This is a genomic window from Roseinatronobacter sp. S2 (genome assembly GCF_029581395.1).
Taxonomy (GTDB): Bacteria; Pseudomonadota; Alphaproteobacteria; order Rhodobacterales; family Rhodobacteraceae; genus Roseinatronobacter.
This window is the reverse complement of record NZ_CP121113.1, coordinates 792,073-818,339: the sequence shown is the minus strand read 5'-3', so window position 1 is coordinate 818,339 and position 26,267 is coordinate 792,073. Positions and strand designations below refer to the sequence as shown.

Genomic DNA, 26,267 nt, shown 5'->3' with positions numbered 1-26,267 from the left:
AACCAACAAGTTGGTGTCGATCAATATCGAACGCATGTTTAATCCATGCGCTTCAAGTCACCCGTATTGTCATATAGATACAGATCGCGAGTTTCGCGCAATGGCTCAGTCTGAGCACCAAAAAGCGGCGTAGGCGTGGACACACTTCTTCTCCGCCCTGCATCAAAACCTATGGTCACCTTCCAAACGCCCTCATCGTCAAGAAAGTCGACCCCCTCCAGCAAAATATGATCAATATTTGAGTCAGCAAACAATTCGTCAAAATGACGGAATGCAGCTTTAATCGCTTCTTTTGCCGTCATGCTTGCGGATGTTACAGACATCTTTATGCCCTCATAATATTTAAGACTTGGTTTTCAGCCCCATAAGTGCGGCTGCAAAGGGGTTGTCGGGGTCAATACGGTCGGATTTGCGCGGGCCTGCACTGTAGTCGCGGGGTTTGTTTTCGGGCTTCTTGCCCTTGGGCTTGCCGGTTTTCGGCTTTTGCCCCTGCCCTTTGCGCTGATCACCGCGCGCGTCCGCCTGCTGTGGTTTGCGTGCAGGGCGCGCGTCGCGGCGGGGGCGGGGTGCCCAGGTGAAGGTATAGAACAGCTCGATCTGGTCTTCGGGCTTCTCAGCGCCTTTCGGCTCGGGCGCAGGGGTATCTGCATCTGCGGCGGCGGGCGCATCACTGCTGTCGGCATCCGCAGCAGCAGAATCCGCGGGCGCGCTGGCGGTGGTATCTTCTTCGGCGGGCACGCCCGCAGTATCTGCGGCGCTGTCAACCGGCGACGGCACAGGTTCGGCCTTCACCTTGGGGCGTTCACCCTTTTCAGCGGCATAGCCCAACCCCTGCATCATGTCGGCGAACTGTTCCAGCGTGGTGCCGGTAATCGACAGCATGTCCGGCGTTGCCTCGAACCCTGCGCGGCTGTCACAGCCGCGCAACAAATCGGCCAGCCGTTCCAGCATATCAATGCGAATCGCGCGCGCACCGGCAGGGCGGTAGCCTGACATACTGTAATGTGCCGATGGTATTTCCGACAGATGCGGGATTGTCACCAGACCCGCTGGCGGGCTTTCGGGGAATTCATCCAGCCCTTCGGCAAGGGATTTCAGCACCAGACGCAGCCGCGTGGGCGCGGGTTTCAGCAGCAGCGGCAGGAAAACCGTGTATTGCCCGAAACGCACACCATGCTTGCGCAACATGCCGCGCGCATCCTGATCCAGCGCCTTGATGTCCTGCGCGATCTGTTCACGCGGGATCACACCCATCGCCTCGACCAGTTGGAACGCCACACCGCGCGCCAGCCCCGACAGGGTTTCATCGCGTGACATGTTCAAAAGCGGTTCAAACAACGCGGCAATCTTGCGATCCATGAAATGCTGCAAACGGCGGCGCACTTTTTCGGCCACGTCATGGCCCGCCTCATCATCGACAAAGGCCGTGATCTGCGGGCGCATGGGGTCATCGCCCTTGACCAGCTTGCCGACCGCCGTGTCGCCCCACATCAACCCACCCTGTTCGGTGAAGTCGAATTCGGTATCGGGGGCGTTGTAGAATTTGTCGGCCCGCAGATGGAATAACGGCACCAGCGCGGAAATCGACGCCTGACGCAATGTCTTTGCTTCATCCGGGCTGTCGGTCTTGTCCTGCCGGAAACGGAAGCCTTCCAGCCGTCCGATCAGTTCACCTTCAACAGTCACTTCGCCCTTGTCGTTCACGTCAGCCACAAGGCTCTCCTTCTGCTTCAACCGCCGCATCAACACCGAGGTGCGCCGGTCAACAAATCGCTGCGTCAGCCGGTCATGCAATGCATCCGACAAGCGGTCTTCTACAGCGCGCGAGGCGGCGCGCCAATGCTTTTCGTCATCAACCCAACCCTTGCGCTGTGTAATATATGTCCATGTGCGGATATACGCCAATCGGCGCGACAATGCATCAATGTCACCATCGGTGCGGTCAATGCGCTGGATGTTGCGCGCCAGCCAGTCCGGGGCGATCCGCCCGCTGCCTTGCAAAAACTCGAACACGCGCGCCAGAAGCCCTGCATGTTCCGCCGCTGAAATGCCGCGAAAGTCCGGTATGCGGCACACATCCCACAGCAAACGCACATCGCGCGGGCTGGTCAGCCGGTCCAGCGTTTCGGGTTGCGCAACAAGGGTTTTCAACGCGGTCAGATCGTCCGCATCGCGCGCACGGGTCAGCCATTCATTCTGCGTCTGGTGCTCCAGCGACGCGATAAGCCGTGCAATCGTGCCGAATTCCAGCCGCCCGTTGCGCCATTGTAATTTGCGCACGGGCAGGAATTCATGATTCTCGATTGCGGAAATCACCTCGTCGGCCAAAGGCCGTGCCTCGCCGGTCACGCCAAAACTGCCGCTTGTCTGGTAGCGCCCCGCGCGACCGGCAATCTGCGCCAGCTCATCAGGGTTCAGGGGGCGCATGCGGTGGCCGTCGAATTTATGCGTGGCCGAAAACGCCACATGCTTGATGTCCAGATTCAGCCCCATGCCAATCGCATCGGTTGCCACCAGAAAATCGACATCGCCATTTTGATACAGCGCAACCTGTGCGTTGCGGGTGCGCGGCGACAATGCCCCCATGACAACCGCACAACCGCCCTTCTGGCGGCGAATCAGCTCGGCAATGGCATAGACATTCTCGACACTGAAGCCCACGATAGCACTGCGCGGCGGCATCCGGCTGATTTTTCTGGACCCCGAATAGGTCAGTTGCGACAGCCGTTCACGCCGTTGGAACTGCACGCCCGGCACCAGTGCTGCAATCGCCGAACGCATTGTGTCCGACCCCATGAACAATGTTTCATGCAAGCCCCGCGCATGCAGCAAACGGTCGGTAAACACATGCCCGCGATCAGGGTCCGCACATAACTGGATTTCATCCACGGCAACAAAATCGGCGCCAATCTCGATTGGCATCGCCTCGACAGTGCAGACCCAGTACTGGGTGCGGTCGGGAACGATACGCTCCTCTCCCGTCACCAGCGCCACGCAATCGGGGCCGCGCAGGGCCAGAATGCGATCATACACCTCTCTCGCCAGCAGGCGCAGCGGCAGGCCGATGACCCCCGTTCTGTGCGCAAGCATACGTTCGATGGCGTAATGGGTCTTGCCGGTGTTGGTGGGGCCAAGCACGGCAACCGTGCGCGCATTTGCGCGAATATTCATCCGCAAACCCCTTGCTTGCAGTCCGCCCCCCTGTCAGAGGCCCGATTAGAGGGAGGTGCCCTGCAACTTTCTGTCAAGTCGTTCCAGCGCTGCTTTTACGTCACGACGGTGGGGATGTATAGCCGCCGCCGCATCCCATGCGCGGCGTGCGTCATCATAGCGCTCAAGGTCTTCCATAATCCGGCCAAGGCCGATCAGCGCGGCAAAATGGTTGGGATTGCGGGCCAGCGTTTCGCGGATGTCGTTCAGCGCAAGCCCGTAATTTCGCGCCATAAACCAAGCCGTGGCGCGCGTGTTCCACCCTTCGGCAAAATCCGGCGCGTGATCAATTAGCGCTGAAAGATGCTCGATCGCCGCTGACGCATCACCACGTTGCAGCGCTGCACGCCCGCGTTGCAGCAGCAAATCGGCACTTGCCGACCCCGACCGCGACCATTCGCGAAACAACTGCCGCTCCACACGTTGCCAGTTTTCCAGATCCGGTTCGCGCAGCTTTTCCAGCAATTCTGACGTGTCATTGCCCTGTGTGTCCGCCAAAGCGGGATGCGCCAGCAAAACAAATGCCGCAACGACAGGATTGAGAATGATGCGCCGAATGGTCATAGTGACGAATGTAACGCATTGCCGCAGTATTTCCACTGCCCAAAGATCACAAAACGGAGCACAACATGAGCGATATCCTGACCCACGCAATTGCAGCACTCACAGAAAAACTTGGGGAGGGGTTTGAAGGCAGCGCAAAATTCCAGATCGAGGGCGAAGGCTCCATCGTGGTCGACGAATCAGGCGTGCGTGAAGGCGATGACGACACCGATGTGACCATGATTGCCAGCGCGGAGACATTTCAGGGCATTATCGAAGGGGACGTAAACCCCACCATGGCCTTCATGTCCGGCAAACTGAAGATCGAAGGAAATATGGGCATGGCGATGAAACTGGGCGCGGCCCTTAGCTAAGGCCAATGGACCCCGCGCCATTCCAGACCGAAATAGCAGATGCGCCGCCTCCTGAACGGGTGGTCTGGGCGCATGCCGATGACGGAACGCGGTTGCGGCTGGCCCTGTGGCCGGCCGGTCCACGCGGCATGGTTGCCATATTTCCCGGCCGCACAGAAATGATCGAGAAATATGGCCGCGTTGTCACCGACCTTGCGCAGCGCGGATATGGCGCGGCCGTGATTGACTGGCGCGGCCAAGGGCTGTCCGACAGGCTGCCGGACAAGCCGCTATTGGGCGATGTCCCCGATTTCGCCGATTTTCAGCGCGATGTGGCCACCTTTCGCCAGATGCTGGATACGCATGCCGCAGGTGCCCCGCGCTTTGCATTGGCCCATTCGATGGGCGGGTGCATTGCATTGCGCGCGCTGATCAACGGGTTTCCCGCGCGCGCAGTCGCGTTCAGCGCGCCAATGTGGGGCCTGCCGCTGACCGGCGCGTTGCGCAGGGCCTTCGCTGCCATGCGGGCTGCATTGGGCATGACACGGCTGGACATACGCGAAATTCCCGGCGCGGGAATAGAATTCCGGCTGTGGGAAAACCCGTTCGATAACAATGATCTGACCAGTGATCGCACTACATATGAATGGATGCAGAAACAGGTTCAGACCTGCCCCGAATTGCGGCTGGGGGCACCATCGCTGCGCTGGCTGATGGCCGCGCTGGCCGAAACGACGGCCCTTGGCAAACTGCCCGCACCCGCATTGGCGGCCTATTGCGGGTTGGGCACGCGCGAACGCATTGTATCGGGCGATGCCATTCAGGCGCGCATGTCCGCATGGCCACAGGGCCGGTTGGACATGTTTGACGGGGCCTTGCATGAATTGCTGATGGAACAGCCGAAAACGCGCACGGATTTTCTGAACCAAACATGCGCCCTGTTCGACACAGCCCCGCGCTGACATGTTGCCCCCGACGGGGCGCTGCGCCTATACCCGCACACCACCTGCGAAAGGGAACGACATGGCACTGACACTCTATGGCATCAAAACCTGTGATAGCTGCCGCAAGGCCCGCAAGGCCCTGCCGGATGCGCAGTTTCACGACCTGCGCGAAACGCCACTGGACAGCGCGACAATCGCACGTTTTCTGCATGCCTTCGGGGATGCATTGGTCAACAAGTCATCAACCACATGGCGTGGGCTGTCCGAGCACGACAGACAACGGCCCGCCGCGGACCTTCTGGCCGATCACCCGACCTTGATGAAACGCCCCGTTATCGACACGGGCGACACCCTTTTGCTGGGCTGGAAACCGGATGTTCAGGCAGCCCTTGGCGTCTGATCACACCCGCGCCCCGGCACATAAGAACGCCGGGGCAAGCGGCGCCCGCCTATAGAAGCTTCAGATCGCTTGCCGATTCACGCCCGTCGCGTCCGGCGCTCAACTCATATTCAATCTTCTGGTTATCGGCCAGACCGGTAAGTCCTGCACGCTCCACGGCGGAAATATGCACGAATACGTCCTTGCCGCCCCCGTCAGGCGCGATGAAACCGAAACCTTTGGTAGTATTGAACCATTTGACTGTGCCTGTGGGCATCTGTTCACTCCGCATGTTCTGTCCCCCAAGGCGGAATTGCCTTCGGGCCGTTCAGCCAGGTCTTCTAGTGCCGGCTGCGAAAACAGAGGCGGTCGTAGAAAGTCTGTCATCCCAGCCTGATCCTGCCATATGCGGGTTAAAACGCAAGAGTTTTGCGTATATGTGACAAGCATGACGATCAAATGACCAATTTTTCGGAAGGATGCCTGATCATGCGCAATGCAGCTTTGGTGCTGGGGCTTATCGGCGGGCTTTGGGGCATGCTGATTGGTTTTTTCAGCTTCGGATATACGGATTTGCTGATTCGCTATCCCGAACTTGCCGATGTGACGGGCGGGGTCGCCAATATGGGCCTGATCCGCGTCATGAGCCTTGTTGCGCCGGTTCTGGCCATCGCGGGCGGTGCAATGGCGCGGTCATCCAATGTTGTGGGCGGGGTGTTGCTGTTGGTGTCCAGCGTCGGCATGTATGTCACATTCGGCTTTGGTGTTTTCACCATGTTCCCCATTTCCATGTGCGCGCTGGCCGGTGTTCTGGCCCTTGCCGCGCGCAAACCCGACCCGCATTAACCGGCCTTTGCGGCATAATGTCTTGACTTTTGGGTGCATCACGCCCATTTGGCACACATCCACAACGTGCCGCGTGAGCACTTGATCCGTTGTGGGCAGGGCATAAGGCCCGACCATTGCTTCCCGACATCACGCGTGGGGGGCGGCGCATCCGACATGCGCCCCCAAACCCGCCCCTGCCCTGCCAGGGGCACTACGCCTGTGCGGACAGGCCGTGAGAGGACTTATTTTGACTGATTTTACCATGTTCGGGCTGCGCCCGGTGCTGATGACAAGCCTTGAAGCCCAAGGCTTTGGCACCCCCACCCCGATTCAGGCCCGCGCGATCCCGATGATCATGCAAGGCCGCGACATACTGGGGCTGGCCCAGACCGGCACCGGCAAAACGCTGGCCTTTGGCCTGCCCGTCATGCATGCCCTGCTGAGTGGCGAGCGGCCCGCGCCGAAAACCACAAGCGCGCTGATCCTTGCGCCCACACGCGAACTGGTGACCCAGATCGCGACAACACTCGACAACTTTGCCCGCAAGACCCCGCTGAAAGTTCAGCGCGTTGTCGGCGGTGCGGGGCTGAACCCGCAAATCCAGAAACTGGCCAAAGGCTGCGATATTCTGGTGGCAACACCGGGCCGTTTGCTGGACCTGCTGGAACGGCGCGCACTGACACTGCATGCAACGCAGATGCTGGTTCTGGACGAAGCCGACCAGATGCTTGACCTGGGCTTCATCCATGCGCTGCGTAAAATTGCATCCCTGCTGCCGAAAGAACGCCAGACGCTGATGTTCTCGGCGACGATGAACAAGCAGATGAACGAAATTGCCGATGCCTATCTGGACCGGCCAGAGCGTATTCAGGTGTCCGCACCGGGCCGCCCTGCCGACAAGATTGACCAATCCGTGCATTTTGTGGCGCAAGGCGAGAAAGCGCGCGTGCTGGAAGGGTATCTGAAAGCCCATCCCGAAGAACTGGCGCTGGTCTTTTCACGCACCAAACACGGTGCCGAAAAACTGATGAAACTGCTGAACGGCTGGGGCATTCCGGCCGGGTCCATTCACGGCAACAAAAGCCAAGGGCAACGCGAACGCACCTTGCAGGGGTTCCGCGAAGGCAAGGTCAAGGTGCTGGTCGCCACGGATGTGGCCGCACGCGGCATCGACATTCCCGACATGCGCCATGTCTATAACTATGATCTGCCGGAAGTGCCGGAAAACTACGTCCACCGCATTGGCCGCACAGCCCGTGCAGGTGCGACTGGCCGCGCGCTTGCATTTTGCGCGCCCGCCGAAATGGGGGACCTGCGCGCCATCGAAAAGCTGATGCGCATTGAACTGGCTGTGGCCGGTGGCACCCCATGGGCCGACGATCTGGCAGGCCCCGCCCGCGCCGCTGCGCGCAAGCGCGGCCCGCAGCGTGGCGGTGGTGGCCGCCCGCAGCAGCGCTCGGGTCCGTCACATGATGGCGGCGAAGGTCAAAACCGCAAGCCACGCCAAAAAGCCTTTGGCAAACGGACGGGGTCGGGCAAACCCGCCGGACAATCCGGCGGCAAGGACCGCCACCGCCGGTCTGCCTGATCTGGCACGAACAGGGGCGCAATTTGCGCCCCTTTTTTTATGCCAGAGCATGTCGCGCAAAACTGCGAACCGGATTTGCGCTTCGCGGACACGCGTTGTCAAAAGGTCAGAGTGGGTCAGATAAATGCAAATAACCGCGACGCGCACTATAGCAGTGTCATGTAAGATGGAATCGCAAGGCTGGTTGATTCTGGCCTGAAGGGGACGTTCGTGCTTGGACTAAGCCCGCGCCAGCGGTGGGCCGGGGACTGCCGATCCGACATTATAAGAATGCAGTTTATGCAGGCTGCATATCCTTACTTCAAAGGCTTGGATTGCCATCAGCCAAATCGGCAGGCCGCGGGACGGCCCGCCGATGGCGCGGCGGCCTTCGGCCTTTGCTCCGCGCCTTGGGCATTCCCACTGACCGCAAAATACCAAAGCCACCCATGAACCGGATGATTCAACCAGATCGGACCAGGTTCCAGATGCGCCCCAATCATTCAAAACGGAACCGGGGCCGTAATCGTCATGCTATGTCCCGTCGCAGGGTGCTTCAGCCGCAGGGATTGCGCATGCAGCATCAGTCGCGGATGGTCCAGCGCATCCCCCGTCGCATAAAGCGTATCGCCCAGAATAACATGCCCTATGGCCAGCATATGAACGCGCAACTGATGGCTGCGACCGGTCACCGGCATCAGGCGCAAACGGGACGCCCCCTGTTCATGGCGGATAAGTTTCCAGTCCGTCTGGGCGGGGCGTCCGGTTTCATGGCAGACTTTTTGCAGCGGACGGTTGGGCCAGTCCACGATCAACGGCAGGTCCACATGCCCTTCGGTTTCGCCAACGTGGCCTGCGACCCGCGCGATATAATACTTGCGTGTCTTTCGGGTTTCGAACTGCTGCCCCAGATGGCGCTGTGCGGCTGCGGTGCGCGCGAAAACCATCACACCAGACGTGTCCTGATCCAGCCTGTGCACCAGCAGGATCTCAGGATAAATCCGCGCCAGACGGGCAATCATGCAATCACTCTTGTCCGGGCCGCGACCCGGCACCGACAACAGGCCCGCAGGTTTGTCTACAAAAACCACATCCTCATCTTGATGCAGGATTACAGGCGTATCGGGGGGTGGGGCATAAACCATGTCAGACATGCGCCAGACCATGGCGCAGCAAGGCCCCCCAGCACAAGCGCATTCCCACTTCGCGGCCATCAAATACGACTTGCGCGACGCACGGGAACAGCGCAAAGCTGGGGTCTTGTCGACGAACAAAGGAATTTTCCCCATGCGCTTCGCTGCAATTTCGCCAGTAATGGCATTGATGGGCAGTTTTGCCCTTGCCCCTGCAACCTTCGCCCAATCCCTGATCGATGCAGGCGATGTGGATGCTATTGCCAATATCGCAAGCGGCTATGGGTCAGCCACCATCCAGACCGACGGTGTCGGCGATCCGCAAATTCTGGGCCGGATCAACGGGGTTTTATATACGGTCAATTTTTATGGCTGCACCGACGGGGCAGATTGCACCACAGTTCAGTTTCAGGCGGGCTGGAAAAACCCCGGCGAACTTACACTGGATGACATGAACCTGTGGAATCAGGACAAGCGTTTTGGCAAGGCATATCTGGATCTGGAAAACGACCCTGTCATTGAATGGGACGTGAACCTGTTTGGCGGCGTCAGCGCGCAAAATCTGGACGACACATTCGACTGGTGGCGCATCGTGCTTGAAAATTTCGCGGCAGATTATTTCTGACAACCACCGCGCGCGGCCCCTACAGATCAAATGTCGCGAAAACCGGCGCATGATCGGATGGTTGTGTCCAGCCGCGTGCATCGCGCAGAATGCGTGACCCGTGACCCGCGCCCGCAATATCGCGGCTGGCCCAGATATGGTCCAGCCTGCGCCCCTTGTCGGCGGCATCCCAGTCACGCGCGCGGTAGGACCACCACGAATATAACTGCCCTTCGGGAATATCGGCGCGGGTAATATCCACCCATGTGCCCGCATCCTGCGCATCGGCCAGATGCTCCACCTCGATCGGGGTGTGACTTACCACCTTCAGAAGCTGCTTGTGCGACCACACATCATCTTCGCGCGGGGCAATGTTCAGATCCCCCACCAGAATCGATTTTTCGGGCCGGTTTGCCCCGAAATGGTCGCGCAATTCTGTCAGCGTATCCAGCTTATGGCCGAATTTTTCGTTCACGCTACGGTCCGGCACATCGCCACCCGCCGGAATATAGCAGTTGTGAATGACAACCCCGTTTTCCAGCCGCGCCGCCACATGCCGCGCATCGCCACGCCCGCACCAGTCGATATGCCCCGCATCTTCCAGCGGCAGGCGCGACAGGATGGCAACGCCGTTATAACCCTTCTGGCCGCGCGCCGCCCAATACCCGTAGCCCGCCTGCGCGAACAGATCGAAGGGTATTTTGTCCACAGGGCTTTTGCATTCCTGCAAACACAAAACATCAGGGCCTTCTTCGCGCAGCAGTTTCAGCACCAGTTCGGCGCGCAACCGAACGGAATTGATGTTCCAGGTGGCAAGGGTAAACGGCATAAGAAATCTCCGGCTGACTGCCCCCTTCATGCACAGTGCAGGCGCGCACGACAACCCTGATCCGCAAAGAAAAAGGTCCAGACACAATGTCTGGACCAGAGGGAGGGGAGGAGGAAAAGAAGAACAATCGCTTCTTGATCCCGTTATTGCGCTGGAATTTGGCAACAATAGGGCCAGTTCAGGGTATTCACGCGGCCAGACGATAGCCCCCTGATTCCGTCACCAGCAGGCTTGCATTGGACGGGTCCGGTTCAATCTTCTGGCGCAGGCGGTAAATATGGGTTTCCAGCGTATGCGTTGTCACGCCTGCGTTATAGCCCCACACCTCATGCAGCAGCACATCGCGCGGCACCACACCTTCGGGCGCGCGATACAGGAATTTCAGAATATTGGTTTCCTTCTCGGTCAGCCTGATCTTGCGGTCATTTTCGTCAATCAGCATTTTCTGCGCCGGTTTGAACAGATAGGGACCGAGCTGGAACACCGCGTTTTCCGATTGCTCGTGCTGGCGCAGCTGGGCGCGCAGACGCGCTAGCAGAACCGGCAGCTTGAACGGTTTGGTGATGTAATCATTCGCCCCCGAATCCAGTCCCAGAATGGTGTCGGCATCCGAATCATGCCCTGTCAGCATGATGACCGGCGATTTGAAGCCCGCCTTGCGCATACGCTTGCACAATTCGCGTCCATCCGTGTCGGGCAAGCCCACATCCAGGATCGCCAGATCAAACTGGCCTGCGCGAACCTTCTCCATGGCCTCGGCACCGTTCGCTGCCTCGAACACGTCGAATTCATCGGTCATGACCAGTTGCTCAGACAGCGCTTCGCGCAGGTCATCGTCATCATCGACCAATAGCACCTTGTTCAGTTTGGGCATTGAAAATACTCCTGTTCTTTCTCTCTCATAAATGTGAGGGGCAGGCCCGCAGGACAAGATTTGCTACAATAGACTCACGCGGTCGTGTCGGATGTGGGCAATATGTTTCAATTTCCCTGCCTTCGGTCTATGTCAAAGGCTATAGCGAAGCGGGATTGGCACATGATACTTGGCCTGACACCAGTGGAATTGATTAACCGCGCCCGCGCGGATTTGCGGCTGGGCGTTCCCGTTATCTTGCGTGACGGTGCGGCGGCGGCGGTTATTCTGGCCGCCGAAATGGCCACGCCCGAACGGCTGGCAGAATTGCAGGTTCTGGGGCCGTCACTGGTTCTTGCATTGACGCGGCACCGCGCCGACACCCTGAAGGCACGCTGCTATGATGGTGATCTGGCGCGCGTCCTTGTGCCCGCAGGCGCACAGGTGGCGTGGGTGCGCGCGCTGGCGGACCCCGCCGACGACCTGCGCCACCCGATGAAGGGACCGTTGCACACTGAACGCGACGGTTCGGCAGATTTGCACCGCGCAGCGCTTGCCCTGACAAAATCGGCCCAGCTTTTGCCCGCTGCACTGGTGCTGCCCCTCGACAATGTCATGGCGGTGGAAAATGCAGGCCTGACAGAACTGCCCATCGCGGACCTGAACACCGAACTGGCCCGCGAAAGTGACCTTTCCGCAGTCATCAGCGCACGCCTGCCCATGGCCGCCGCACAGGCGGGGCGCGTGCATATTTTCCGCCCGCGCGATGGCGGGGTGGAACATTACGCCATTGAAATCGGCAAGCCGGACCGCGCGGCCCCTGTGCTGGCGCGGCTGCATTCCGCCTGTTTCACGGGCGACGTTCTGGGCAGCCTGAAATGCGATTGCGGCCCGCAACTTCAGGCCGCACTGGCGCAGATGGGCCATGAAGGGGCGGGTGTTTTGCTGTATCTGAACCAGGAAGGGCGCGGGATCGGGCTGGCCAATAAAATGCGCGCCTATTCGCTACAAGATCAGGGGTTCGACACGGTCGAGGCAAACCACCGGCTTGGATTTGAAGATGATGAACGTGATTTCCGCATCGGTGCTGCATTGCTGCGCAAAATGGGCTTTCATCAGGTGCGGCTGCTGACCAACAACCCGCGCAAGGTCGACATGCTGAACGAAAATGGCCTGAACGTCGTGGAACGTGTGCCGCTGCGTGTGGGCGAAACCGCTGAAAACCGCGCCTATCTGGCGACCAAGGCGGCAAAATCAGGGCATTTTCTATGACACGCTTCGATATGGTTCTGACGCGGCAGGGGCTGCGCTTCATGGGGCGGACATGGCCCTGCACCATCGGGCGCGGCGGCGTGCGCGGCGACAAGCGCGAAGGTGATGGCGCAACGCCTGCTGGTGTGCACCGGCTGGTCGGCATGCTATACAGGCCCGACCGCATTACGAAGCCTGCCGATTGGGCAGTGCCGATTGGCCCGCGCGACCTGTGGTCCGACGACCCCGCGCATGAAGACTATAACCTGATGGTGCGCACGCCCTATCCGTTCAGCCATGAAAGCTTGCGCCGCGCGGACCCCTTATATGATCTGGTCATTCTGACGGGCTGGAACTGGCCCCGCGCGGAACGCGGCAAGGGATCGGCCATTTTCATCCATCAATGGCGCAGGCCGGGCTTTCCGACGGCCGGATGCATTGGCCTGTCACGCACCAGCCTGCACCGCATTGCCCCGCTGATACGGTATCAAACCCGCCTGATCGTCCCCGAGGGGTTATCAGGTTAAAGCGGTGCCTGGGCCTGATACGCCTTTTGCAGCACATCGGGGTCGTCATGGTGCAATTCCACCGTTATGACACCGGGAAGCTGGGCAAAATCCTGCATCAGGCGGTGCGGATGCCAGTTGCTGCCTATCGCATCAAATCCCGGAAGCGCCCGCAACAGGGCTGATGTGGAGATGGCGCATCGCGCGGGTCCGACAGGTCCGGCCTGCTGCGCAAGCGCCATCGCCTGTGCCGCAACATCGGGGGTTACCCGCAGGCGCTGCACCACCGCATAATGCGTTTCCCGCACATGGCTAAGATAAAAGGACGCACCAATCGCAGATGTCATGCCGTAATGCAGGTCATTGCGTTCGGGTGCTGCGTCCAGATGCCAGCTGCCGGCGGGATCGAACAGCACACGCTCCGCACCATTTATGAACAGTGCCGTATGATGCCCGTTGCCGGATCTGTGGTGCATGATCGTCACAAGCGTCAGCTCCGGGGCGCCGCCATGAACATGACGCGCTGCGGATACGGCTTCATCACTGGCCCATGTTTGCTGCCCCGCGCAGGCGGTCAGCAACAAAAATGCCGCCAGCAACAGGCCAACCGGCATTATGCCCCGAACAAAGCCCAAGGGCATAAGGATTACTGGCATTGATCAACCTCTTTTTGGAACCAATCACCCACGCATAAAACCGGGCGCGCAGGCGTCAGGAATTTGCCAGGGCAAGAAAGATCAGCACACCAATCGAAATCGCAGTAACCCAGACCGAATAACGGATGAAACCTGCGAAGGTCTTTTCCTGTTCCCGGATATCCATTTTACCATGCTCATGTTCGGCCATCAGGCGCTCCTGTTCGTTCGTTTCCCAAACCGGATATAATATCGCGCGGCATCTGTCACCCCTGCTTGCACCACCTTCGCCGCGAAGTTTTCTAAATGGCCTGCCACAAATATACGCCATCCGCATCGGCCCATCGCCGCGCGCGGCCTGTGGCCGTCAAATGGTTCAGATGGGCCACCGCTTCGACCAGTGCCAGCCCATAGACCGCCTGTGTAATCTCGCGCTTAAACAGGGGGGCAAAACACGCCCCCGCCGTGTGCGGCGTGGCCAGATGCCCGTGCAGGCGCTTCAATGCACCCTGATGGTTTTCAATCATCTGGCGCAACCGCAGTGGCAGGCCGGTGAAGGGAAGCTTGTGACCGGGCAAAACCAGATGATCATCGCGCGCAAATTCCTTCAGCGCATCGCAGGCGGCCAGCCATTCCGCAACAGGATCGGCATCGGGTTCGGTCGCATAAACCCCCAGATTGGCCGAAATTGACGGCAGCAACTGGTCAGCCCCCAACACCAGATTGCAGCTTGTTGACCACAGGGTAATCTGGTCAGGGGCATGGCCCTGCCCCAGTCGCACCACCCAATCGCGCGACCCCGCATGCACAACATCCCCGTCGGCGACCCGATGATACCCCAGGGGCAAGGGCGCAACGCGGTCGCAGAAATTGAACGGGCGTTCTGTCGCGCGCTGCGCCAGAATGTCAGGGTGCATGCCAACACGTCGCCAGAACTCCAGCGTTTCGCGATTTGGGCGGTCCTGTTCATCCAGCACCATCATCCGCGCCATAAGCCATGCGGTGCGCGTGGTCCACAACTCTGCGCCCTGCGCCTGAAACCAGCCTGCAAGGCCAATATGGTCAGGGTGATGATGGCTGGCAATCACGCGCTGGACCCGCTTGCCCTTCAACGGCCCCGCCAGCAATTCTGCCCAAGCGGCGCGCGTGGCCGCATCATCAAAGCCGGTGTCGAACACGGTCCAGCCATCGCCGTCATCCAGCACAAAGGTATTCACATGGTCCAGCGCCATCGGAAGCGCAAACCGCACCCAGAAGACACCATCAGCAGTGCAGGCAACCTGCCCCGCGGCGGGTGGTGTGGGAAACGGATAGCGCAAGCCTGATCTGCTGATATTGCCCATCAAGCCGCCAGTTCATCATCGGACAATGCATAAAGCGCGTCCGCACCCGCACGCACCTGCACCAGCAAACCCGCATGTTCGGGCAGAAGGCGCGTGATGAACACCCGCGCAAGTGCCTGACGCGCGCGGTCGCCTTCAATGGCCGCCTTCAGGTGGTAATGCGCCCCCAGAACACGGGCGAAGGCACGCAGATAGGGCACCGCCCCTGCGGCACGGTCTGTCATATTCTGCGCGACCAGCCATTCGGTGGTTTCGCGCAGCGTTTCGGCGGCTTGCCAGACATCTTCCGCCATGTCGGGAAAGGGGCCGCGCGCGGATTCGGCAAAATCCTCGACTTCCTGCAACAGCCGGAATGCCGCCTCGCCGCCATCCATCATCTTGCGACCGACAAGGTCCATGGCCTGAATCCCGTTCGTTCCTTCATAGATCGCGGTCACCCGCACATCGCGCAGAAACTGTGCCGCGCCGGTTTCTTCAATGAAACCCATGCCACCATGAACCTGTATGCCGGTGCTTGCAACCTCGATGCCGGTATCGGTGCCCTGCGCCTTGGTAATGGGGGTCAGAAGTGCCGCACGCGCCGCCCATTCATCAGACCCGGTGGCGCGGGCCATATCGATGGCCACGCTGTTGGCCAGCGCAATGGCGCGGATGGCGAAAATCTCGGCCTTCATCATGGACAGCATGCGGCGCACATCGGCATGCTCGATGATGGTGCCGGTGTCATTGGTAGGCGTTCGGCCCTGTTTGCGGTCGCGCGCATAAGCCAGCGCGTGCTGGAATGCACCTTCGGCGGCCCCGATCCCCTGAACGCCAACGCCAACGCGCGCATTGTTCATCATTGTGAACATTGCGGCCATCCCCTTGTTCGGGGCGCCCACCATCCAGCCGGTGGCGTTGTCATAGTCCATCACCGCCGTGGGCGATCCGTGCAGGCCCATCTTGTGTTCCAGCGACACCACACGCAGGCTGTTTTGCGCGCCAGGATTGCCGTCTGCATCCGGTATGAATTTCGGCACCATGAACAGACTTATCCCCTTGGTGCCCTGCGGCGCGTCCGGCAGGCGGGCAAGAACCAGATGGCAGACATTTTCTGCCATGTCATGATCACCCCAGCTGATATAGATTTTCTGCCCTGAAATACGGAAACTGCCATCAGGTTGCGGGTCTGCCTTGCTGCGCAACGCACCCACATCACTGCCCGCCTGCGGTTCGGTCAGGTTCATGGTGCCGGTCCATTCACCGGAAATCAGTTTCGGCAGATACAGCGCCTTCATCCAGTCATCGGCATGATGCTCCAGCGCCTCGATCTGGCCTTGCGACATCAGCGGGCACAATTCCAGCGACAAACAGGCCGACGACATCATGTCATTCAGCACCACCGCCAATGTCTGCGGCAGGCCCATGCCCCCGTATTCGGGATCTGCGGCAATACCCAGCCAACCGCCTTCTGCGATGGCGCGGAACCCGTCTGCATAGCCGGGCGCTGTGCGCACAACCCCGTTTTCCAGCCGTGCCGGGTGCAGATCGCCATTGCGCTGCAAAGGTTGCAGCACCGCTTCGCACAGGCGCGCCGCTTCGGTCAGAATCGCGTTGGTCGTGTCTGGTGTGGCTTCGGCGAACCGTTCGGTCTGGCGCACCTGATCAAAGGCAACGATATGATCCAGCAAAAAGCCGAAATCCTGAAGCGGGGCGCGGTAGGGCATGGGGCCTCCTGACAAGGTGCAGATACTGTTTTGCGGGTGCCGCGACACTTGGCAATATGCATCGCCCACCCTATGAACGTTGTTCTAGCCCGCAGGCGCAGATTCCCAAACAAGGACGCCACGTCACAACATGCTGCCCGAACATGATCAGACCGAACAGCTGGATACGACGCCCAAGGGCATTTCCCGCGCCAGCACCATTTTGCACAGTGGCGGACTGGTCGCGATGCCCACGGAAACAGTCTACGGGCTGGCGGGCGATGCGCGCAACCCCGCAGCGATTGCCGCCATTTTCGCAGCCAAGGGGCGGCCCGCGCATAACCCGTTGATTGTGCATGTTGCAGGACTGGACGCGGCGCTGGAACTGGCGCAACTGGACCCGACCGCGCGCGCGCTCGCGTGCCATTTCTGGCCCGGTGCACTGACGCTGGTGGCCCCCTTGCACGCCGCACACGGGCTGGCCCCTGCGGTGACCGCAGGCTTGGGCACAGTCGCGCTGCGTATGCCCGCACACCCCGCGGCACAGGCGCTGCTGGCCGAATTCGGCGGGCCGCTTGCCGCACCATCTGCCAACCCGTCCGGCCAGATCAGCCCGACCACGCCTGCCCATGTTATGGCGGGCCTGTCGGGGCGCATTGCCGCCGTGCTGGATGGCGGGGCCTGTCCGGTTGGTGTGGAATCCACCATCATCGGCACAGATGACACGGGCCGCGCGGTTGTGCTGCGCGCAGGTGGTATCAGCCCCGAGATGATGGCCGATGTGCTGGGCTATACGCCTGCATCCACACAATCTGCCACCATCACGGCCCCCGGCCAGCTTGCATCGCATTATGCGCCGCGCGCAACAGTGCGCCTGAACGCGGCTGTCCCCGCGGGGACTGAAGTTTGGATAGGCTTCGGGCCGGACTGCGCAGGCGCCGATTTCAACCTGTCCGCCAAGGGTGATCTGGCCGAAGCCGCAGCGCAACTGTTCGCGATTCTGCACATGGCCGATGCCACAGGCCGCCCCATTGCCGTGGCCCCTGTGCCGGAACGCGGGCTGGGGCTGGCCATCAATGACAGGCTGCGCCGCGCGGCAGCACCGCGAGAGGCATAAACGGATCAGGTTGAAATATCCGGTTGGATTGCGCTGATCTGAAGGGACGGTTGGGTATGAATATAGCCTGCGCTATTGGTGGGCCGGGGACTGCCGATCCGACGTTCAAGGCATGCAGTTTATGCAGGCTGCATACCCCTTACTTCAAGAGCTTGGCGTGTCGCTGGCCAAATCGGCAGGCCGTGAGCGTCCCGCAACCCCCCCCCCTTTCAGGCAAGACCCCGAGCCTCGGGCGTCTATTCTGACATGACGCCGCCAAGGGCTGACACGTCGCCTTACGCCTGCGGGCATTCGTCCAGAATGGCACGGAACAAACGCACAGCAGGCGCAATCAATGCATCGGGAAAATCATAATCGGGGTTATGCAGGTTCGGCACACCCAGCCCCGCCCCCAGAAAAAACAGCGCCGTGCGCGATGCGCCGCTGAACGCGCCAAAATCTTCCGAGGCGCGCATCGGCAGGGCAAAATCCCCCGCAGGCAGGCCCGACCTGGCGGCGGCACGCGCGACAATGGCGGCGGCGCCGGGATCATTGACGCTGGCGTTGAAATGGTCATGGCGGCTGATCTGCACATCCAACCCGTGCTGACGGCCCAGCGTTTCCACCACGCTGCGCAATTCATGCTCGAACATGGCCAGTGCGGGGTCGGTGATAGCGCGCAGGGTTATCCAGACCTCTGCCTGTGCGGGGGCTATCCCGAATGCGGGCTGGCCCATATTCAGATGACACAAGGTTGCAAGCCGCCCGTCCTGATCCGCGCGCGGTTGCTGGAAACGATGCACCCATGCCAGCAGCGATTGCAGCACCGGTGCGGGGGATTGCCCGGTTTCAGGCTGGGCCGCATGCGCCTCGTGCCCGTGCAGGCACACCCGCAGCCCCACTGATGCGCAGGCCGCAGGCCCCGCCGCCACGGCCACATGCGCCAGCGCCAGCCCCGGCATATTATGCAGCGCAAATGCCCAGTCAGGGCGCAGCGCCGCAAAGCGCGGGTCGGCCAGCACAGCGCGGGCGCCCGCGCCGGTTTCTTCGGCGGGTTGAAACAGCAATATAACGCGGCCCGCCCGCGGCGGCGTGTCGGTCAGGCTGCGCCCCAGCCCCGCCAGAATTGTCATATGCCCGTCATGCCCGCATAAATGCGCCACACCATCCCTGCCTGATCGATGCGCCGCAGTGCTGCGTTCATGTATTGGCAAGGCGTCCAGTTCGGCGCGCACCATGATCGTCGGCCCCGCTTGCGCGGACTGATAGATTGCGGCCACACCATGCCCGCCCAGACCACACACAATCTGGTCAGGGGGGCTTTGCGACAGAAACGCCGTGATTCGGCGCGCGGTCGCCCCTTCATCCCCGGACAGGTCAGGATGACGGTGCAGATCATGGCGCAGGGCAACAAGCGGGTCGGTCATCGGGGGCTTTCACAAAGGGCCGCATCTGTTTCAGGCAATTTTCCACACATGTCCAGCCTTGGCAGCAGGGGCCGCATGGTGCGGATGCACATATCGTTAAGTCCATGTTCACAGGTGATCTTGATAGTGTGTCTCAACTCTCGTCAGGTTGGTGCGTATCAGTAGGATGTCGACTCGCTTTGCAGATCAGGTCATGTGCGAACGCCGGGCGCGTTTGCGCGCGGAGCGTTTGCTGGAACATGCGCGAATGGAACTGACAGCCGCCAATCAACGGTTGAAAGCGCATGCCTTCAGCCTGTCCGACCAGATCATCGAACAACGCGCCGAATTGCAAGATATGCGCAGCATTGCGCAAGAACTCGAAGGGGTAAATACCCAAACCGCACAGGAATTGCGGCAGGCCCATTGCGTTGCCGATCTGGCAGATATCCGGCTGCGAGAAGCGATTGAAACGATCACTGACGGATTTGCCGTTTTTGACAGCGCCCAGAAGCTGGTTCTGGCCAATCAGGCTTATCTGAGCATCTTTGACGGGTTTTCCGAAGTTACCAAAGGGATCGGGTATAACCGCATTCTTGAAATCTGCGCCTATGAAGGGCTTGTAGACCTGCACGGCACCGAACCGGGGGATTGGGTCCAGTCCATGCTGGCACGCTGGGCGCTTGCGCAGATCAAACCGCATGAAATGCATTTCACCAACGGGGTCAGTGTCCGCCTGATGGACAGACGCGTTCCCAATGGCGACTATGTCAGCCTTGTGCGCAACATTACACGCAGCTTGCGGTATCAGGCCCAGTTGATTGACGCGCAAACCCAGGCAGAGGCCGCAGTGCAGGCCAAATCGGTATTTCTGGCAAATATGAGCCATGAAATCCGCACGCCCATGAACGGGGTTGTCGGCATGGCCGATCTGCTGGCCGAAACGAACCTGAACAATGAACAACGCATCTATGCCGAAACCATCCGCAACAGCGGGCAGGCGCTGGTTACCATCATCAACGACATTCTGGATTTCTCCAAGATGGATGCGGGCAAGATGGACCTGTATCCGGAAGACTTTGATCTGGAAAAAATTATCCACGAAGTGCTGACGTTGCTGGCCCCTGCGGCGCGCGGCAAATCTATCGAATTGATACTGGATTACGACATTTTCCTGCCGCGGCATTTCAAGGCCGATCCCGGTCGTGTGCGGCAGGTTCTGACCAACCTGATTGGCAATGCAGTCAAATTTACCGAAACCGGCTATGTCCTTGTCCGCGCGGTCGGTGTGCACAAATCCGAACAAGCCCAGCTGGTTCACATCACAATCGAAGATACCGGCATAGGTATTGCCGCCGAACATCTTGAACATGTCTTCTCGGAATTTCAGCAAGTTGAAGATGCAACCAACCGGCGGTTTGAAGGAACCGGCCTTGGGCTTGCGATCTCAAAGCGCATCATCGAATTGATGGGGGGCAGTATCTGGCTGGAATCCGAGTTGGGGGTCGGGTCTTGTTTCGGGTGCTCGCTGCATCTGGACCTTGCTGCGGATGCGGGCCACAGCTTTCCGCCACCGCTGCCCTCCGCGCTGCATCAGGTCTTGCTTGTCAGCGATCATTTGATCAGCCGTAGCATTCTGGAACGTCATTTCCAGTCGGCCCGCGTCAAAACCCTGACGGCAACACAGGCCGCGCCTGCCCTGCGCCTGCTTGGACAACACAAGATTGATCTGGTGCTGATTGATCAGGACCTGACATCGGATGATGCAGCGCAAATCGCGGGCATGATTGAACAACAAGCGCCCGGATGTCCGGCGATCATGATGTGCTCGGCCATGGCGGACCACGCGATCCCCGCGGGCGCGGGCGGTGTGCGGCATGCCTTGCCAAAGCCGTTGCTGTGGCGCGATGTCGCCGTATCCATCTGCGCGACCCTGACACCGGAACAGCCCGCAACCCACGCGCAACCCACACTCGCAGTGCCGCTGGCGCCCCGCAATCCTGCCCCCGATCAAAAGCTGCTGACAGTTCTGTATGCTGAAGATAATGCAACAAACCGTCTGGTATTTTCCAAGATGGTTCAGGGGCTTGATCTGGACCTGCATTTCGCCGTGAACGGGCGCGAAGCCGTGGAGAAATTCACCGAATTGCGGCCAGATATAATCTTCATGGATATTTCCATGCCCGAAATGGATGGCCGTGAAGCCACCCGCCATATCCGCGCGCATGCCAATGGCAGGTCCGTTCCAATTATCGCGGTGACAGCACATGCCCTGAAAGAGGAGACAGAGAAAATGCTGTCAGCGGGGATGAACGGCACGCTGACAAAACCCTTGCGCAAGGCGGATCTGCTGGACGCCATATCCCGCCACAGCCCTGCACCGTAGCAAAAATCAGATGGCGCGCACGAATACAGGTCTGCCCTGTTCCGACATCTCGGGGTCGAATTCATAGCCTGCTGTGTTGAAATCCAGCAAGGCATCGGGGTCGCGCAGCCGGTGTTCCACGATAAAGCGCGCCATCGCACCGCGCGCCTTTTTCGCATAGAAACTGACAACCTTGGGCGCGGCCCCGTCGCGGGATTCCATGAACACAGGGGTAATCACACGCAGGTTCAACGACGCCGCATCGACAGCGCCGAAATATTCCTGCGATGCGCAATTCACCAGCATCTGCGCGCCCACGGCATCCGCCGCGTCGTTCAGCGCGCGCGATATTCTGTCGCCCCAGTATTCATACAGGTTTTTGCCATGCGGTCCTGCAAGGCGGCTGCCCATTTCCAGCCTGTAGGGCTGCAAGGCATCAAACGGGCGCAGCACACCATAGAGGCCGGACAATATTCGCAAATGGCCATCGGCCCAGTCCAGCGCGTCACGGTCGAGCGAGCGCGCATCAAGCCCGGTATAGGTATCACCCGCGAAGCCGTAGATCGCCGCGCGCGTCATCTGAGGTTCGGGGTCTGGCGCAAACGCATCGAACCGTTCCAGATTCAGCGCGGCCAGTTTGTCGCTGATATGCATCAGCTTTTTCAGCCCGTCCGCCCCCACACCGCGCGCAAGCTGCACCAGTTCGGCGGCATTTCCCTGAAAATGGGGCTGGCTTAATCTGCGCTGTTCGCCATCTACGGACCAATCCAGCTTTTTTGCAGGCGACAAAACAACGAGCATGAAAACCCCTATAAGCAAACTTCGTCGAACTACCTAGCCAATGGCGCGGAATTGTCCAGCCAGCATTGCCTTAAATGGTTGCCCTTCCCGCCCCCAACCCCTAGTTTCCCCGTAAATCAACGCTAGAGGCAAAACATGCTGTCCCTGATCCAGATTATCCTGCTTGTTCTGAATGTGGCGCAATTCATGATCCTTGCGCATATCATCCTGAGCTGGCTGATCAATTTTCAGGTTCTTAGCCTGAATTCACCTATCGTCGGCTCTATCTGGGACGGGCTTAACCGGCTTTTGGAACCCGCCTATACGCGCATTCGCCAGTTCTTGCCCGACATGGGTGGCATTGATCTGGCGCCGCTGGTTGCATTGCTTATCATCTACGGGTTGCGCATTATCTTGATCAACAATGTGGGCATGTTCGTCTGACACACATGCAGACAGATATCAGCGACACACCAGACACCCTGCTGGCGCGCGTTTTCGGCTTTGCGGAGTTTCGCCCCGGTCAGGCAGAAATCGTCGATGCGGTGCGTCAGGGTCAGGATACGCTGGCCATCATGCCCACAGGCGGCGGCAAATCATTGTGCTATCAACTGCCGGCGCTGTGCCGTGACGGGCTGACGCTGGTCATTTCACCATTGATTGCCCTGATGCGCGATCAGGTGCGCGGGTTGCAGGAAGTGGGCGTGTCTGCCGGTGCGCTGACATCCGGCAACACCGACGCCGAAACGGACGCGGTCTATTCTGCCTTGGCCAATGGTGCGCTGAAATTGCTGTATATCGCGCCTGAACGTCTGGCGTCCACCGGCACAATCGACATGCTGCGCCGGGCCGGATGCAGCCTGATTGCCGTGGATGAAGCGCATTGCGTCAGCCAGTGGGGCCACGATTTCCGGCCTGATTACCTGCGGATCGGCGAATTGCGCCGCACGCTTGATGTGCCGCTTGCCGCATTCACCGCCACCGCCGATGCCGAAACCCGCACCGAGATTATCAAACGCCTGTTCGGCACAGGGATGCCCAAGATTTTCTTGCGCGGGTTCGACCGGCCCAATATTCACCTGCGCTTCATGGTCAAGAACCGGCCACGCGACCAGATCCTGAGCTATGCGCAGGCGCGCAAGGGCCAGTCGGGCATTGTGTATTGTGCAACCCGCGCGCGCACCGAATCCATCGCGAAGGCGCTGACCGATGCGGGGCACAATGCGCGCGCCTATCATGGCGGGATGGACGCGCATACCCGCCGAATGGTCGAAGAATTGTTTCAGCGCGATGATGACCTGATTGTTGTTGCCACCATCGCCTTTGGTATGGGCGTGGACAAGCCCGATATCCGGTGGGTGGCGCATGCGGATTTGCCCAAATCCATTGAATCCTATTATCAGGAAATTGGCCGCGCGGGGCGCGACGGGGCACCCGCCGACACCATGACCTTGTTCGGGCAGGATGATATTCGACTGCGCCGCGCGCAGATCGATGAAAGCCCCGCGCCCTTTGAGCGTAAATCTGCGGATCATGCGCGCCTGAACGCCCTGCTGGGTCTGGCCGAGGCAACGCAGTGCCGCCGCCAGATGCTGCTGTCGTATTTCGGCGAGACATCCGCGCCTTGTGGCAATTGCGACCTGTGCACGTCGCCTGCAAAACTGTTCGACGCAACAACGCCGGTGCGTAAAGCCCTGTCTGCCATTTTGCGCACGGGAGAGAGTTTTGGCGTGGGGCATCTTGTCGATATTCTGACAGGCACGGCCACGCCGAAAGTGCGTGATCGCGGGCATGACCAACTGCCCACCTTCGCGGTCGGCAAAGACCTGAGCCGCGCGAAATGGCAGGCGGTGTTCCGCCAGATGATGGGGCGCGATCTGGTGCGACCGGACCCTGAACGCCACGGCGCGCTGCGCATGACCGATGCCGCGCGCCCCATTTTGCGCGGCGAATCCGACATACACCTGCGCGAAGACAGCATCAGCACCGCACGCGACGGGCCTGCGCCGCGCATGCTTGTATCTGAAGAAGACGCGCCCCTGTTGTCCGCACTGAAGGCCAAGCGCCGCAGTCTGGCGGAAGCCGCGCGCGTGCCCGCCTATGTCATCTTTACCGACCGCACCCTGATCGAAATGGCGGAACGCCGCCCCGACACAATGGATGCGGTGGCGCAGATTACCGGCGTGGGCGCAACCAAACTGGAACGCTATGGCGCGGCCTTTCTGGAGGTTATCACCGGCAGCGCCCCCGACCCGCAACACCCGACGCGGCGCAAACTAGCGGGGCGCGATGCAGGCGCGATCTATGATGATCTGCACAAACTGGCCCGCGACCTGGAACGCGGCGCGGACGGCACGCAAAAGCTACTGACACTTAGCCCCGCGACATTGCGCGCGATCGCGGAATACAAGCCCCAGACGCAGGCCGGGTTATTGCGCATAAAGGGCATGGATGATGCGCGAGCCGAGCGCTTCGGTGACGCCATCATTAACCATTTGAACACGATCTGACGCCACGGCGCGACTTGACCCTGCCCCCTTCGCCCGTCAGGTCTGAACCCAAAAGGAGCGCCAGATATGTATCCCTTCGTGCGTTTTGCCAAAGAAGCCCTGAAATACCGCAATGCCCCGAAACTGGGCTTGCTGGAAACACATGTGTCCTATCATCGTTGCTGGCCGTGGGATCTGGACCCGTGGATTGAATTGAACAATGGCCGCACCCTGACATTATATGATCTGGGGCGTATCCCGATGGCAATGCGCACAGGGCTTACAGGCGTGCTGCGCCGCAACCGATGGGGCATAACTGTTGCGGGCAACAGCACACGGTATCGCCAACGCATACGCGCGTTTGAACGTTTTGAATTGCGCAGCCGCTGCGTTGGCTGGGATGACAGGTTTATCTATGTCGAGCAAAGCATGTGGAAGGGCAGCGTTTGCGCGAACCACATCCTGATCCGTTCGGCATTTACCAGCCCCAAAGGGATAATCCCGCCAGCGCAGGTCGTGCAGGAACTAAGCCCCGAAACGGACAGCCCTGCCCTGCCCGCTTGGGTGCAGGCATGGATTGCCGCCGACAGCGAACGCGCATGGCCACCGGCCCGCGATTGATCCACGCAAAACAATATCGCCAAAAATAAAGCCGCCCCGCAAATAACTGCGGGGCGGCTTTTATTCTACGTCCGGGCGTGACCGCCTTTATTCGCGCTCTTCGATAATTTCCACCATATGCGAAACCTTGGCAACCATACCGCGCACGGATGGGGTGTCTTCAAGTTCGCGCACACGGTGCATCTTGTTCAGGCCCAACCCTTTCAGGGTTGCACGCTGAATGGCGGGACGGCGGATCGGGGACCCGATCTGTTTGACCACGATGGTTTTTGGCATATCCGATGCTCCCCTTACGCGTCTGCGGTTTCAGCTTCGGGCTTGCGCAGGATCTCGGCCACTTTCTTGCCGCGACGCTGTGCCACCTGACGCGGGCTTGCGGAATTGCGCAGCGCGTCAAATGTGGCCCGAACCATGTTATAGGGGTTCTGGCTGCCTTGCGACTTTGCCACAACATCCTGTAGGCCCAGCATCTCGAACACAGCGCGCATCGGACCACCGGCAATGATGCCGGTCCCCGGTACGGCCTGACGCATGATCACCTTGCCTGCGCCATGACGACCTTCGATGTCGTGATGCAGGGTGCGACCATCGCGCAACGGCACGCGGATCATCTGACGCTTGGCCTGTTCGGTGGCCTTGCGAATTGCTTCGGGCACCTCTTTGGCCTTGCCTTTGCCGAAGCCTACGCGGCCACGCTGGTCACCGACCACCACGAGTGCGGCAAAGCCGAAGCGTTTACCACCTTTCACGGTTTTCGAGACGCGGTTGATCGCAACCAGACGATCGGCGAATTCCGGGTTTTCATCGCGTTCGCGGCGGTCCCGGCGGTTATCTCTTTCTGCCATAA

At 60.0% G+C, this 26,267-nt stretch carries 28 protein-coding genes; 13 read left to right on the top strand and 15 right to left on the bottom strand.

The annotated features are described in order from the left end of the window. Positions 1–38 precede the first annotated feature (38 nt). The 3 genes from P8S53_RS03840 to P8S53_RS03830 are packed head-to-tail and all read right to left on the bottom strand — an operon-like array spanning position 39 to position 3,774. Positions 39–323, bottom strand: a complete 285-nt coding sequence (locus tag P8S53_RS03840) for a hypothetical protein (RefSeq protein ID WP_277805843.1) — start codon at positions 321–323, stop codon at positions 39–41. A 19-nt stretch (positions 324–342) separates the two neighbouring features. Then, complete coding sequence (locus tag P8S53_RS03835; protein WP_277805842.1) at positions 343–3,171, bottom strand: helicase-related protein; 2,829 nt, start codon at positions 3,169–3,171, stop codon at positions 343–345. A gap of 45 nt (positions 3,172–3,216) precedes the next feature. Next, a complete protein-coding gene (locus P8S53_RS03830) occupies positions 3,217–3,774 on the bottom strand; it encodes a tetratricopeptide repeat protein (RefSeq protein WP_277805841.1) in 558 nt (185 codons plus the stop codon). Positions 3,775–3,839: 65 nt separating this feature from the next. Between P8S53_RS03830 and P8S53_RS03825 the strand changes: the two genes are divergently transcribed. The 3 genes from P8S53_RS03825 (at position 3,840) to P8S53_RS03815 (ending at position 5,450) form a co-directional block, all read left to right on the top strand. After that, complete coding sequence (locus P8S53_RS03825) at positions 3,840–4,127, top strand: SCP2 sterol-binding domain-containing protein (protein WP_277805840.1); 288 nt, start codon at positions 3,840–3,842, stop codon at positions 4,125–4,127. 5 nt (positions 4,128–4,132) lie between these two features. Next, complete coding sequence (locus P8S53_RS03820) at positions 4,133–5,068, top strand: alpha/beta fold hydrolase (RefSeq protein WP_277805839.1); 936 nt, start codon at positions 4,133–4,135, stop codon at positions 5,066–5,068. Between the two features lie 61 nt (positions 5,069–5,129). Then, positions 5,130–5,450, top strand: coding sequence for an arsenate reductase family protein (locus P8S53_RS03815; protein WP_277805838.1), 321 nt, complete (start codon positions 5,130–5,132; stop codon positions 5,448–5,450). A gap of 49 nt (positions 5,451–5,499) precedes the next feature. Here the strand turns inward: P8S53_RS03815 and P8S53_RS03810 are convergent, their stop codons facing one another. Then, positions 5,500–5,706, bottom strand: a complete 207-nt coding sequence (locus tag P8S53_RS03810; RefSeq protein ID WP_277805837.1) for a cold-shock protein — start codon at positions 5,704–5,706, stop codon at positions 5,500–5,502. A gap of 212 nt (positions 5,707–5,918) precedes the next feature. Here P8S53_RS03810 and P8S53_RS03805 point away from each other — a divergent pair, with 212 nt between their 5' ends. Together P8S53_RS03805 and P8S53_RS03800 are read left to right on the top strand one after the other, a co-directional pair. After that, a complete protein-coding gene (locus tag P8S53_RS03805; protein ID WP_306417874.1) occupies positions 5,919–6,275 on the top strand; it encodes a hypothetical protein in 357 nt (118 codons plus the stop codon). A gap of 229 nt (positions 6,276–6,504) precedes the next feature. Continuing rightward, complete coding sequence (locus tag P8S53_RS03800; protein WP_277805835.1) at positions 6,505–7,845, top strand: DEAD/DEAH box helicase; 1,341 nt, start codon at positions 6,505–6,507, stop codon at positions 7,843–7,845. A gap of 482 nt (positions 7,846–8,327) precedes the next feature. On the opposite strand, the gene P8S53_RS03795 is transcribed toward P8S53_RS03800, so the two are convergent. Continuing rightward, the gene (locus P8S53_RS03795; RefSeq protein ID WP_277805834.1) at positions 8,328–8,978 is read right to left on the bottom strand and encodes an RluA family pseudouridine synthase; all 651 of its coding nucleotides are present in this window, start codon (positions 8,976–8,978) and stop codon (positions 8,328–8,330) included. Between the two features lie 133 nt (positions 8,979–9,111). Here P8S53_RS03795 and P8S53_RS03790 point away from each other — a divergent pair, with 133 nt between their 5' ends. Continuing rightward, a complete protein-coding gene (locus P8S53_RS03790) occupies positions 9,112–9,582 on the top strand; it encodes a YbjN domain-containing protein (RefSeq protein WP_277805833.1) in 471 nt (156 codons plus the stop codon). 19 nt (positions 9,583–9,601) lie between these two features. Here the strand turns inward: P8S53_RS03790 and P8S53_RS03785 are convergent, their stop codons facing one another. Together P8S53_RS03785 and P8S53_RS03780 are read right to left on the bottom strand one after the other, a co-directional pair. After that, positions 9,602–10,390: an exodeoxyribonuclease III gene (locus tag P8S53_RS03785; protein WP_277805832.1), complete on the bottom strand. Its 789-nt coding sequence runs from the start codon at positions 10,388–10,390 to the stop codon at positions 9,602–9,604. A 187-nt stretch (positions 10,391–10,577) separates the two neighbouring features. Then, positions 10,578–11,264, bottom strand: a complete 687-nt coding sequence (locus P8S53_RS03780) for a response regulator transcription factor (RefSeq protein WP_277805831.1) — start codon at positions 11,262–11,264, stop codon at positions 10,578–10,580. Positions 11,265–11,426: 162 nt separating this feature from the next. On the opposite strand from P8S53_RS03780, the gene ribA reads away from it, so the two are divergent. After that, on the top strand, positions 11,427–12,515 hold the full coding sequence (ribA, locus tag P8S53_RS03775; protein WP_277805830.1) for a GTP cyclohydrolase II: 1,089 nt from the start codon (positions 11,427–11,429) through the stop codon (positions 12,513–12,515). Beyond that, positions 12,512–13,021 carry a L,D-transpeptidase gene (locus P8S53_RS03770; protein WP_277805829.1) on the top strand — a complete coding sequence of 170 codons (510 nt, stop codon included), beginning with the start codon at positions 12,512–12,514 and terminating at the stop codon, positions 13,019–13,021. Before ribA ends, P8S53_RS03770 begins: the two co-directional genes overlap by 4 nt. Here the strand turns inward: P8S53_RS03770 and P8S53_RS03765 are convergent. The 4 genes from P8S53_RS03765 to P8S53_RS03750 form a co-directional block, all read right to left on the bottom strand. After that, complete coding sequence (locus P8S53_RS03765) at positions 13,018–13,656, bottom strand: hypothetical protein (RefSeq protein WP_277805828.1); 639 nt, start codon at positions 13,654–13,656, stop codon at positions 13,018–13,020. The two genes, P8S53_RS03770 and P8S53_RS03765, sit on opposite strands and share 4 nt — an antisense overlap. Positions 13,657–13,711: 55 nt before the next feature. Then, complete coding sequence (locus P8S53_RS03760) at positions 13,712–13,846, bottom strand: aa3-type cytochrome c oxidase subunit IV (protein ID WP_277805827.1); 135 nt, start codon at positions 13,844–13,846, stop codon at positions 13,712–13,714. 91 nt (positions 13,847–13,937) lie between these two features. After that, complete coding sequence (locus P8S53_RS03755; RefSeq protein WP_277805826.1) at positions 13,938–14,978, bottom strand: MBL fold metallo-hydrolase; 1,041 nt, start codon at positions 14,976–14,978, stop codon at positions 13,938–13,940. Further along, entirely contained in the window at positions 14,978–16,684 is a 1,707-nt protein-coding gene (locus P8S53_RS03750; RefSeq protein WP_277805825.1) for an acyl-CoA dehydrogenase, read from the bottom strand. Before P8S53_RS03750 ends, P8S53_RS03755 begins: the two co-directional genes overlap by 1 nt. A 130-nt stretch (positions 16,685–16,814) precedes the next feature. Here P8S53_RS03750 and P8S53_RS03745 point away from each other — a divergent pair, with 130 nt between their 5' ends. Further along, positions 16,815–17,780 (top strand): L-threonylcarbamoyladenylate synthase, encoded by a 966-nt coding sequence (locus P8S53_RS03745; protein ID WP_277805824.1) that lies wholly within the window; start codon positions 16,815–16,817, stop codon positions 17,778–17,780. 275 nt (positions 17,781–18,055) lie between these two features. Here the strand turns inward: P8S53_RS03745 and P8S53_RS03740 are convergent, their stop codons facing one another. Continuing rightward, complete coding sequence (locus P8S53_RS03740; RefSeq protein WP_277805823.1) at positions 18,056–19,186, bottom strand: amidohydrolase; 1,131 nt, start codon at positions 19,184–19,186, stop codon at positions 18,056–18,058. Positions 19,187–19,379: 193 nt separating this feature from the next. Between P8S53_RS03740 and P8S53_RS03735 the strand changes: the two genes are divergently transcribed. Next, a complete protein-coding gene (locus P8S53_RS03735) occupies positions 19,380–21,551 on the top strand; it encodes a response regulator (RefSeq protein ID WP_277805822.1) in 2,172 nt (723 codons plus the stop codon). 6 nt (positions 21,552–21,557) lie between these two features. Here the strand turns inward: P8S53_RS03735 and yaaA are convergent, their stop codons facing one another. Continuing rightward, entirely contained in the window at positions 21,558–22,331 is a 774-nt protein-coding gene (yaaA, locus tag P8S53_RS03730; protein WP_277805821.1) for a peroxide stress protein YaaA, read from the bottom strand. 135 nt (positions 22,332–22,466) lie between these two features. Here yaaA and P8S53_RS03725 point away from each other — a divergent pair, with 135 nt between their 5' ends. From P8S53_RS03725 to P8S53_RS03715, 3 genes are all read left to right on the top strand, one after another. Next, a complete protein-coding gene (locus tag P8S53_RS03725; protein ID WP_277805820.1) occupies positions 22,467–22,754 on the top strand; it encodes a YggT family protein in 288 nt (95 codons plus the stop codon). A 5-nt stretch (positions 22,755–22,759) separates the two neighbouring features. Continuing rightward, positions 22,760–24,820: a DNA helicase RecQ gene (gene recQ / locus P8S53_RS03720; protein WP_277805819.1), complete on the top strand. Its 2,061-nt coding sequence runs from the start codon at positions 22,760–22,762 to the stop codon at positions 24,818–24,820. A 66-nt stretch (positions 24,821–24,886) separates the two neighbouring features. Next, positions 24,887–25,420, top strand: coding sequence for an acyl-CoA thioesterase (locus tag P8S53_RS03715; RefSeq protein WP_277805818.1), 534 nt, complete (start codon positions 24,887–24,889; stop codon positions 25,418–25,420). Positions 25,421–25,507: 87 nt separating this feature from the next. Here P8S53_RS03715 and rpmD read toward each other — a convergent pair whose 3' ends face one another. Continuing rightward, positions 25,508–25,696, bottom strand: a complete 189-nt coding sequence (rpmD, locus tag P8S53_RS03710) for a 50S ribosomal protein L30 (protein ID WP_277805817.1) — start codon at positions 25,694–25,696, stop codon at positions 25,508–25,510. A 14-nt stretch (positions 25,697–25,710) separates the two neighbouring features. Continuing rightward, positions 25,711–26,265, bottom strand: a complete 555-nt coding sequence (rpsE, locus tag P8S53_RS03705; RefSeq protein ID WP_277805816.1) for a 30S ribosomal protein S5 — start codon at positions 26,263–26,265, stop codon at positions 25,711–25,713. Positions 26,266–26,267: the final 2 nt, after the last annotated feature.

Bases quoted from the DNA above. Each gene is read 5' to 3' on its own strand.
- P8S53_RS03840 (WP_277805843.1), bottom strand. From the start codon at position 323: ATGTCTGTAACATCCGCAAGCATGACGGCAAAAGAAGCGATTAAAGCT.
- P8S53_RS03835 (WP_277805842.1), bottom strand. From the start codon at position 3,171: ATGAATATTCGCGCAAATGCGCGCACGGTTGCCGTGCTTGGCCCCACC.
- P8S53_RS03830 (WP_277805841.1), bottom strand. From the start codon at position 3,774: ATGACCATTCGGCGCATCATTCTCAATCCTGTCGTTGCGGCATTTGTT.
- P8S53_RS03825 (WP_277805840.1), top strand. From the start codon at position 3,840: ATGAGCGATATCCTGACCCACGCAATTGCAGCACTCACAGAAAAACTT.
- P8S53_RS03820 (WP_277805839.1), top strand. From the start codon at position 4,133: ATGGACCCCGCGCCATTCCAGACCGAAATAGCAGATGCGCCGCCTCCT.
- P8S53_RS03815 (WP_277805838.1), top strand. From the start codon at position 5,130: ATGGCACTGACACTCTATGGCATCAAAACCTGTGATAGCTGCCGCAAG.
- P8S53_RS03810 (WP_277805837.1), bottom strand. From the start codon at position 5,706: ATGCCCACAGGCACAGTCAAATGGTTCAATACTACCAAAGGTTTCGGT.
- P8S53_RS03805 (WP_306417874.1), top strand. From the start codon at position 5,919: ATGCGCAATGCAGCTTTGGTGCTGGGGCTTATCGGCGGGCTTTGGGGC.
- P8S53_RS03795 (WP_277805834.1), bottom strand. From the start codon at position 8,978: ATGTCTGACATGGTTTATGCCCCACCCCCCGATACGCCTGTAATCCTG.
- P8S53_RS03790 (WP_277805833.1), top strand. From the start codon at position 9,112: ATGCGCTTCGCTGCAATTTCGCCAGTAATGGCATTGATGGGCAGTTTT.
- P8S53_RS03785 (WP_277805832.1), bottom strand. From the start codon at position 10,390: ATGCCGTTTACCCTTGCCACCTGGAACATCAATTCCGTTCGGTTGCGC.
- P8S53_RS03780 (WP_277805831.1), bottom strand. From the start codon at position 11,264: ATGCCCAAACTGAACAAGGTGCTATTGGTCGATGATGACGATGACCTG.
- ribA (WP_277805830.1), top strand. From the start codon at position 11,427: ATGATACTTGGCCTGACACCAGTGGAATTGATTAACCGCGCCCGCGCG.
- P8S53_RS03770 (WP_277805829.1), top strand. From the start codon at position 12,512: ATGACACGCTTCGATATGGTTCTGACGCGGCAGGGGCTGCGCTTCATG.
- P8S53_RS03765 (WP_277805828.1), bottom strand. From the start codon at position 13,656: ATGCCAGTAATCCTTATGCCCTTGGGCTTTGTTCGGGGCATAATGCCG.
- P8S53_RS03760 (WP_277805827.1), bottom strand. From the start codon at position 13,846: ATGGCCGAACATGAGCATGGTAAAATGGATATCCGGGAACAGGAAAAG.
- P8S53_RS03755 (WP_277805826.1), bottom strand. From the start codon at position 14,978: ATGGGCAATATCAGCAGATCAGGCTTGCGCTATCCGTTTCCCACACCA.
- P8S53_RS03750 (WP_277805825.1), bottom strand. From the start codon at position 16,684: ATGCCCTACCGCGCCCCGCTTCAGGATTTCGGCTTTTTGCTGGATCAT.
- P8S53_RS03745 (WP_277805824.1), top strand. From the start codon at position 16,815: ATGCTGCCCGAACATGATCAGACCGAACAGCTGGATACGACGCCCAAG.
- P8S53_RS03740 (WP_277805823.1), bottom strand. From the start codon at position 19,186: ATGACCGACCCGCTTGTTGCCCTGCGCCATGATCTGCACCGTCATCCT.
- P8S53_RS03735 (WP_277805822.1), top strand. From the start codon at position 19,380: ATGTGCGAACGCCGGGCGCGTTTGCGCGCGGAGCGTTTGCTGGAACAT.
- yaaA (WP_277805821.1), bottom strand. From the start codon at position 22,331: ATGCTCGTTGTTTTGTCGCCTGCAAAAAAGCTGGATTGGTCCGTAGAT.
- P8S53_RS03725 (WP_277805820.1), top strand. From the start codon at position 22,467: ATGCTGTCCCTGATCCAGATTATCCTGCTTGTTCTGAATGTGGCGCAA.
- recQ (WP_277805819.1), top strand. From the start codon at position 22,760: ATGCAGACAGATATCAGCGACACACCAGACACCCTGCTGGCGCGCGTT.
- P8S53_RS03715 (WP_277805818.1), top strand. From the start codon at position 24,887: ATGTATCCCTTCGTGCGTTTTGCCAAAGAAGCCCTGAAATACCGCAAT.
- rpmD (WP_277805817.1), bottom strand. From the start codon at position 25,696: ATGCCAAAAACCATCGTGGTCAAACAGATCGGGTCCCCGATCCGCCGT.
- rpsE (WP_277805816.1), bottom strand. From the start codon at position 26,265: ATGGCAGAAAGAGATAACCGCCGGGACCGCCGCGAACGCGATGAAAAC.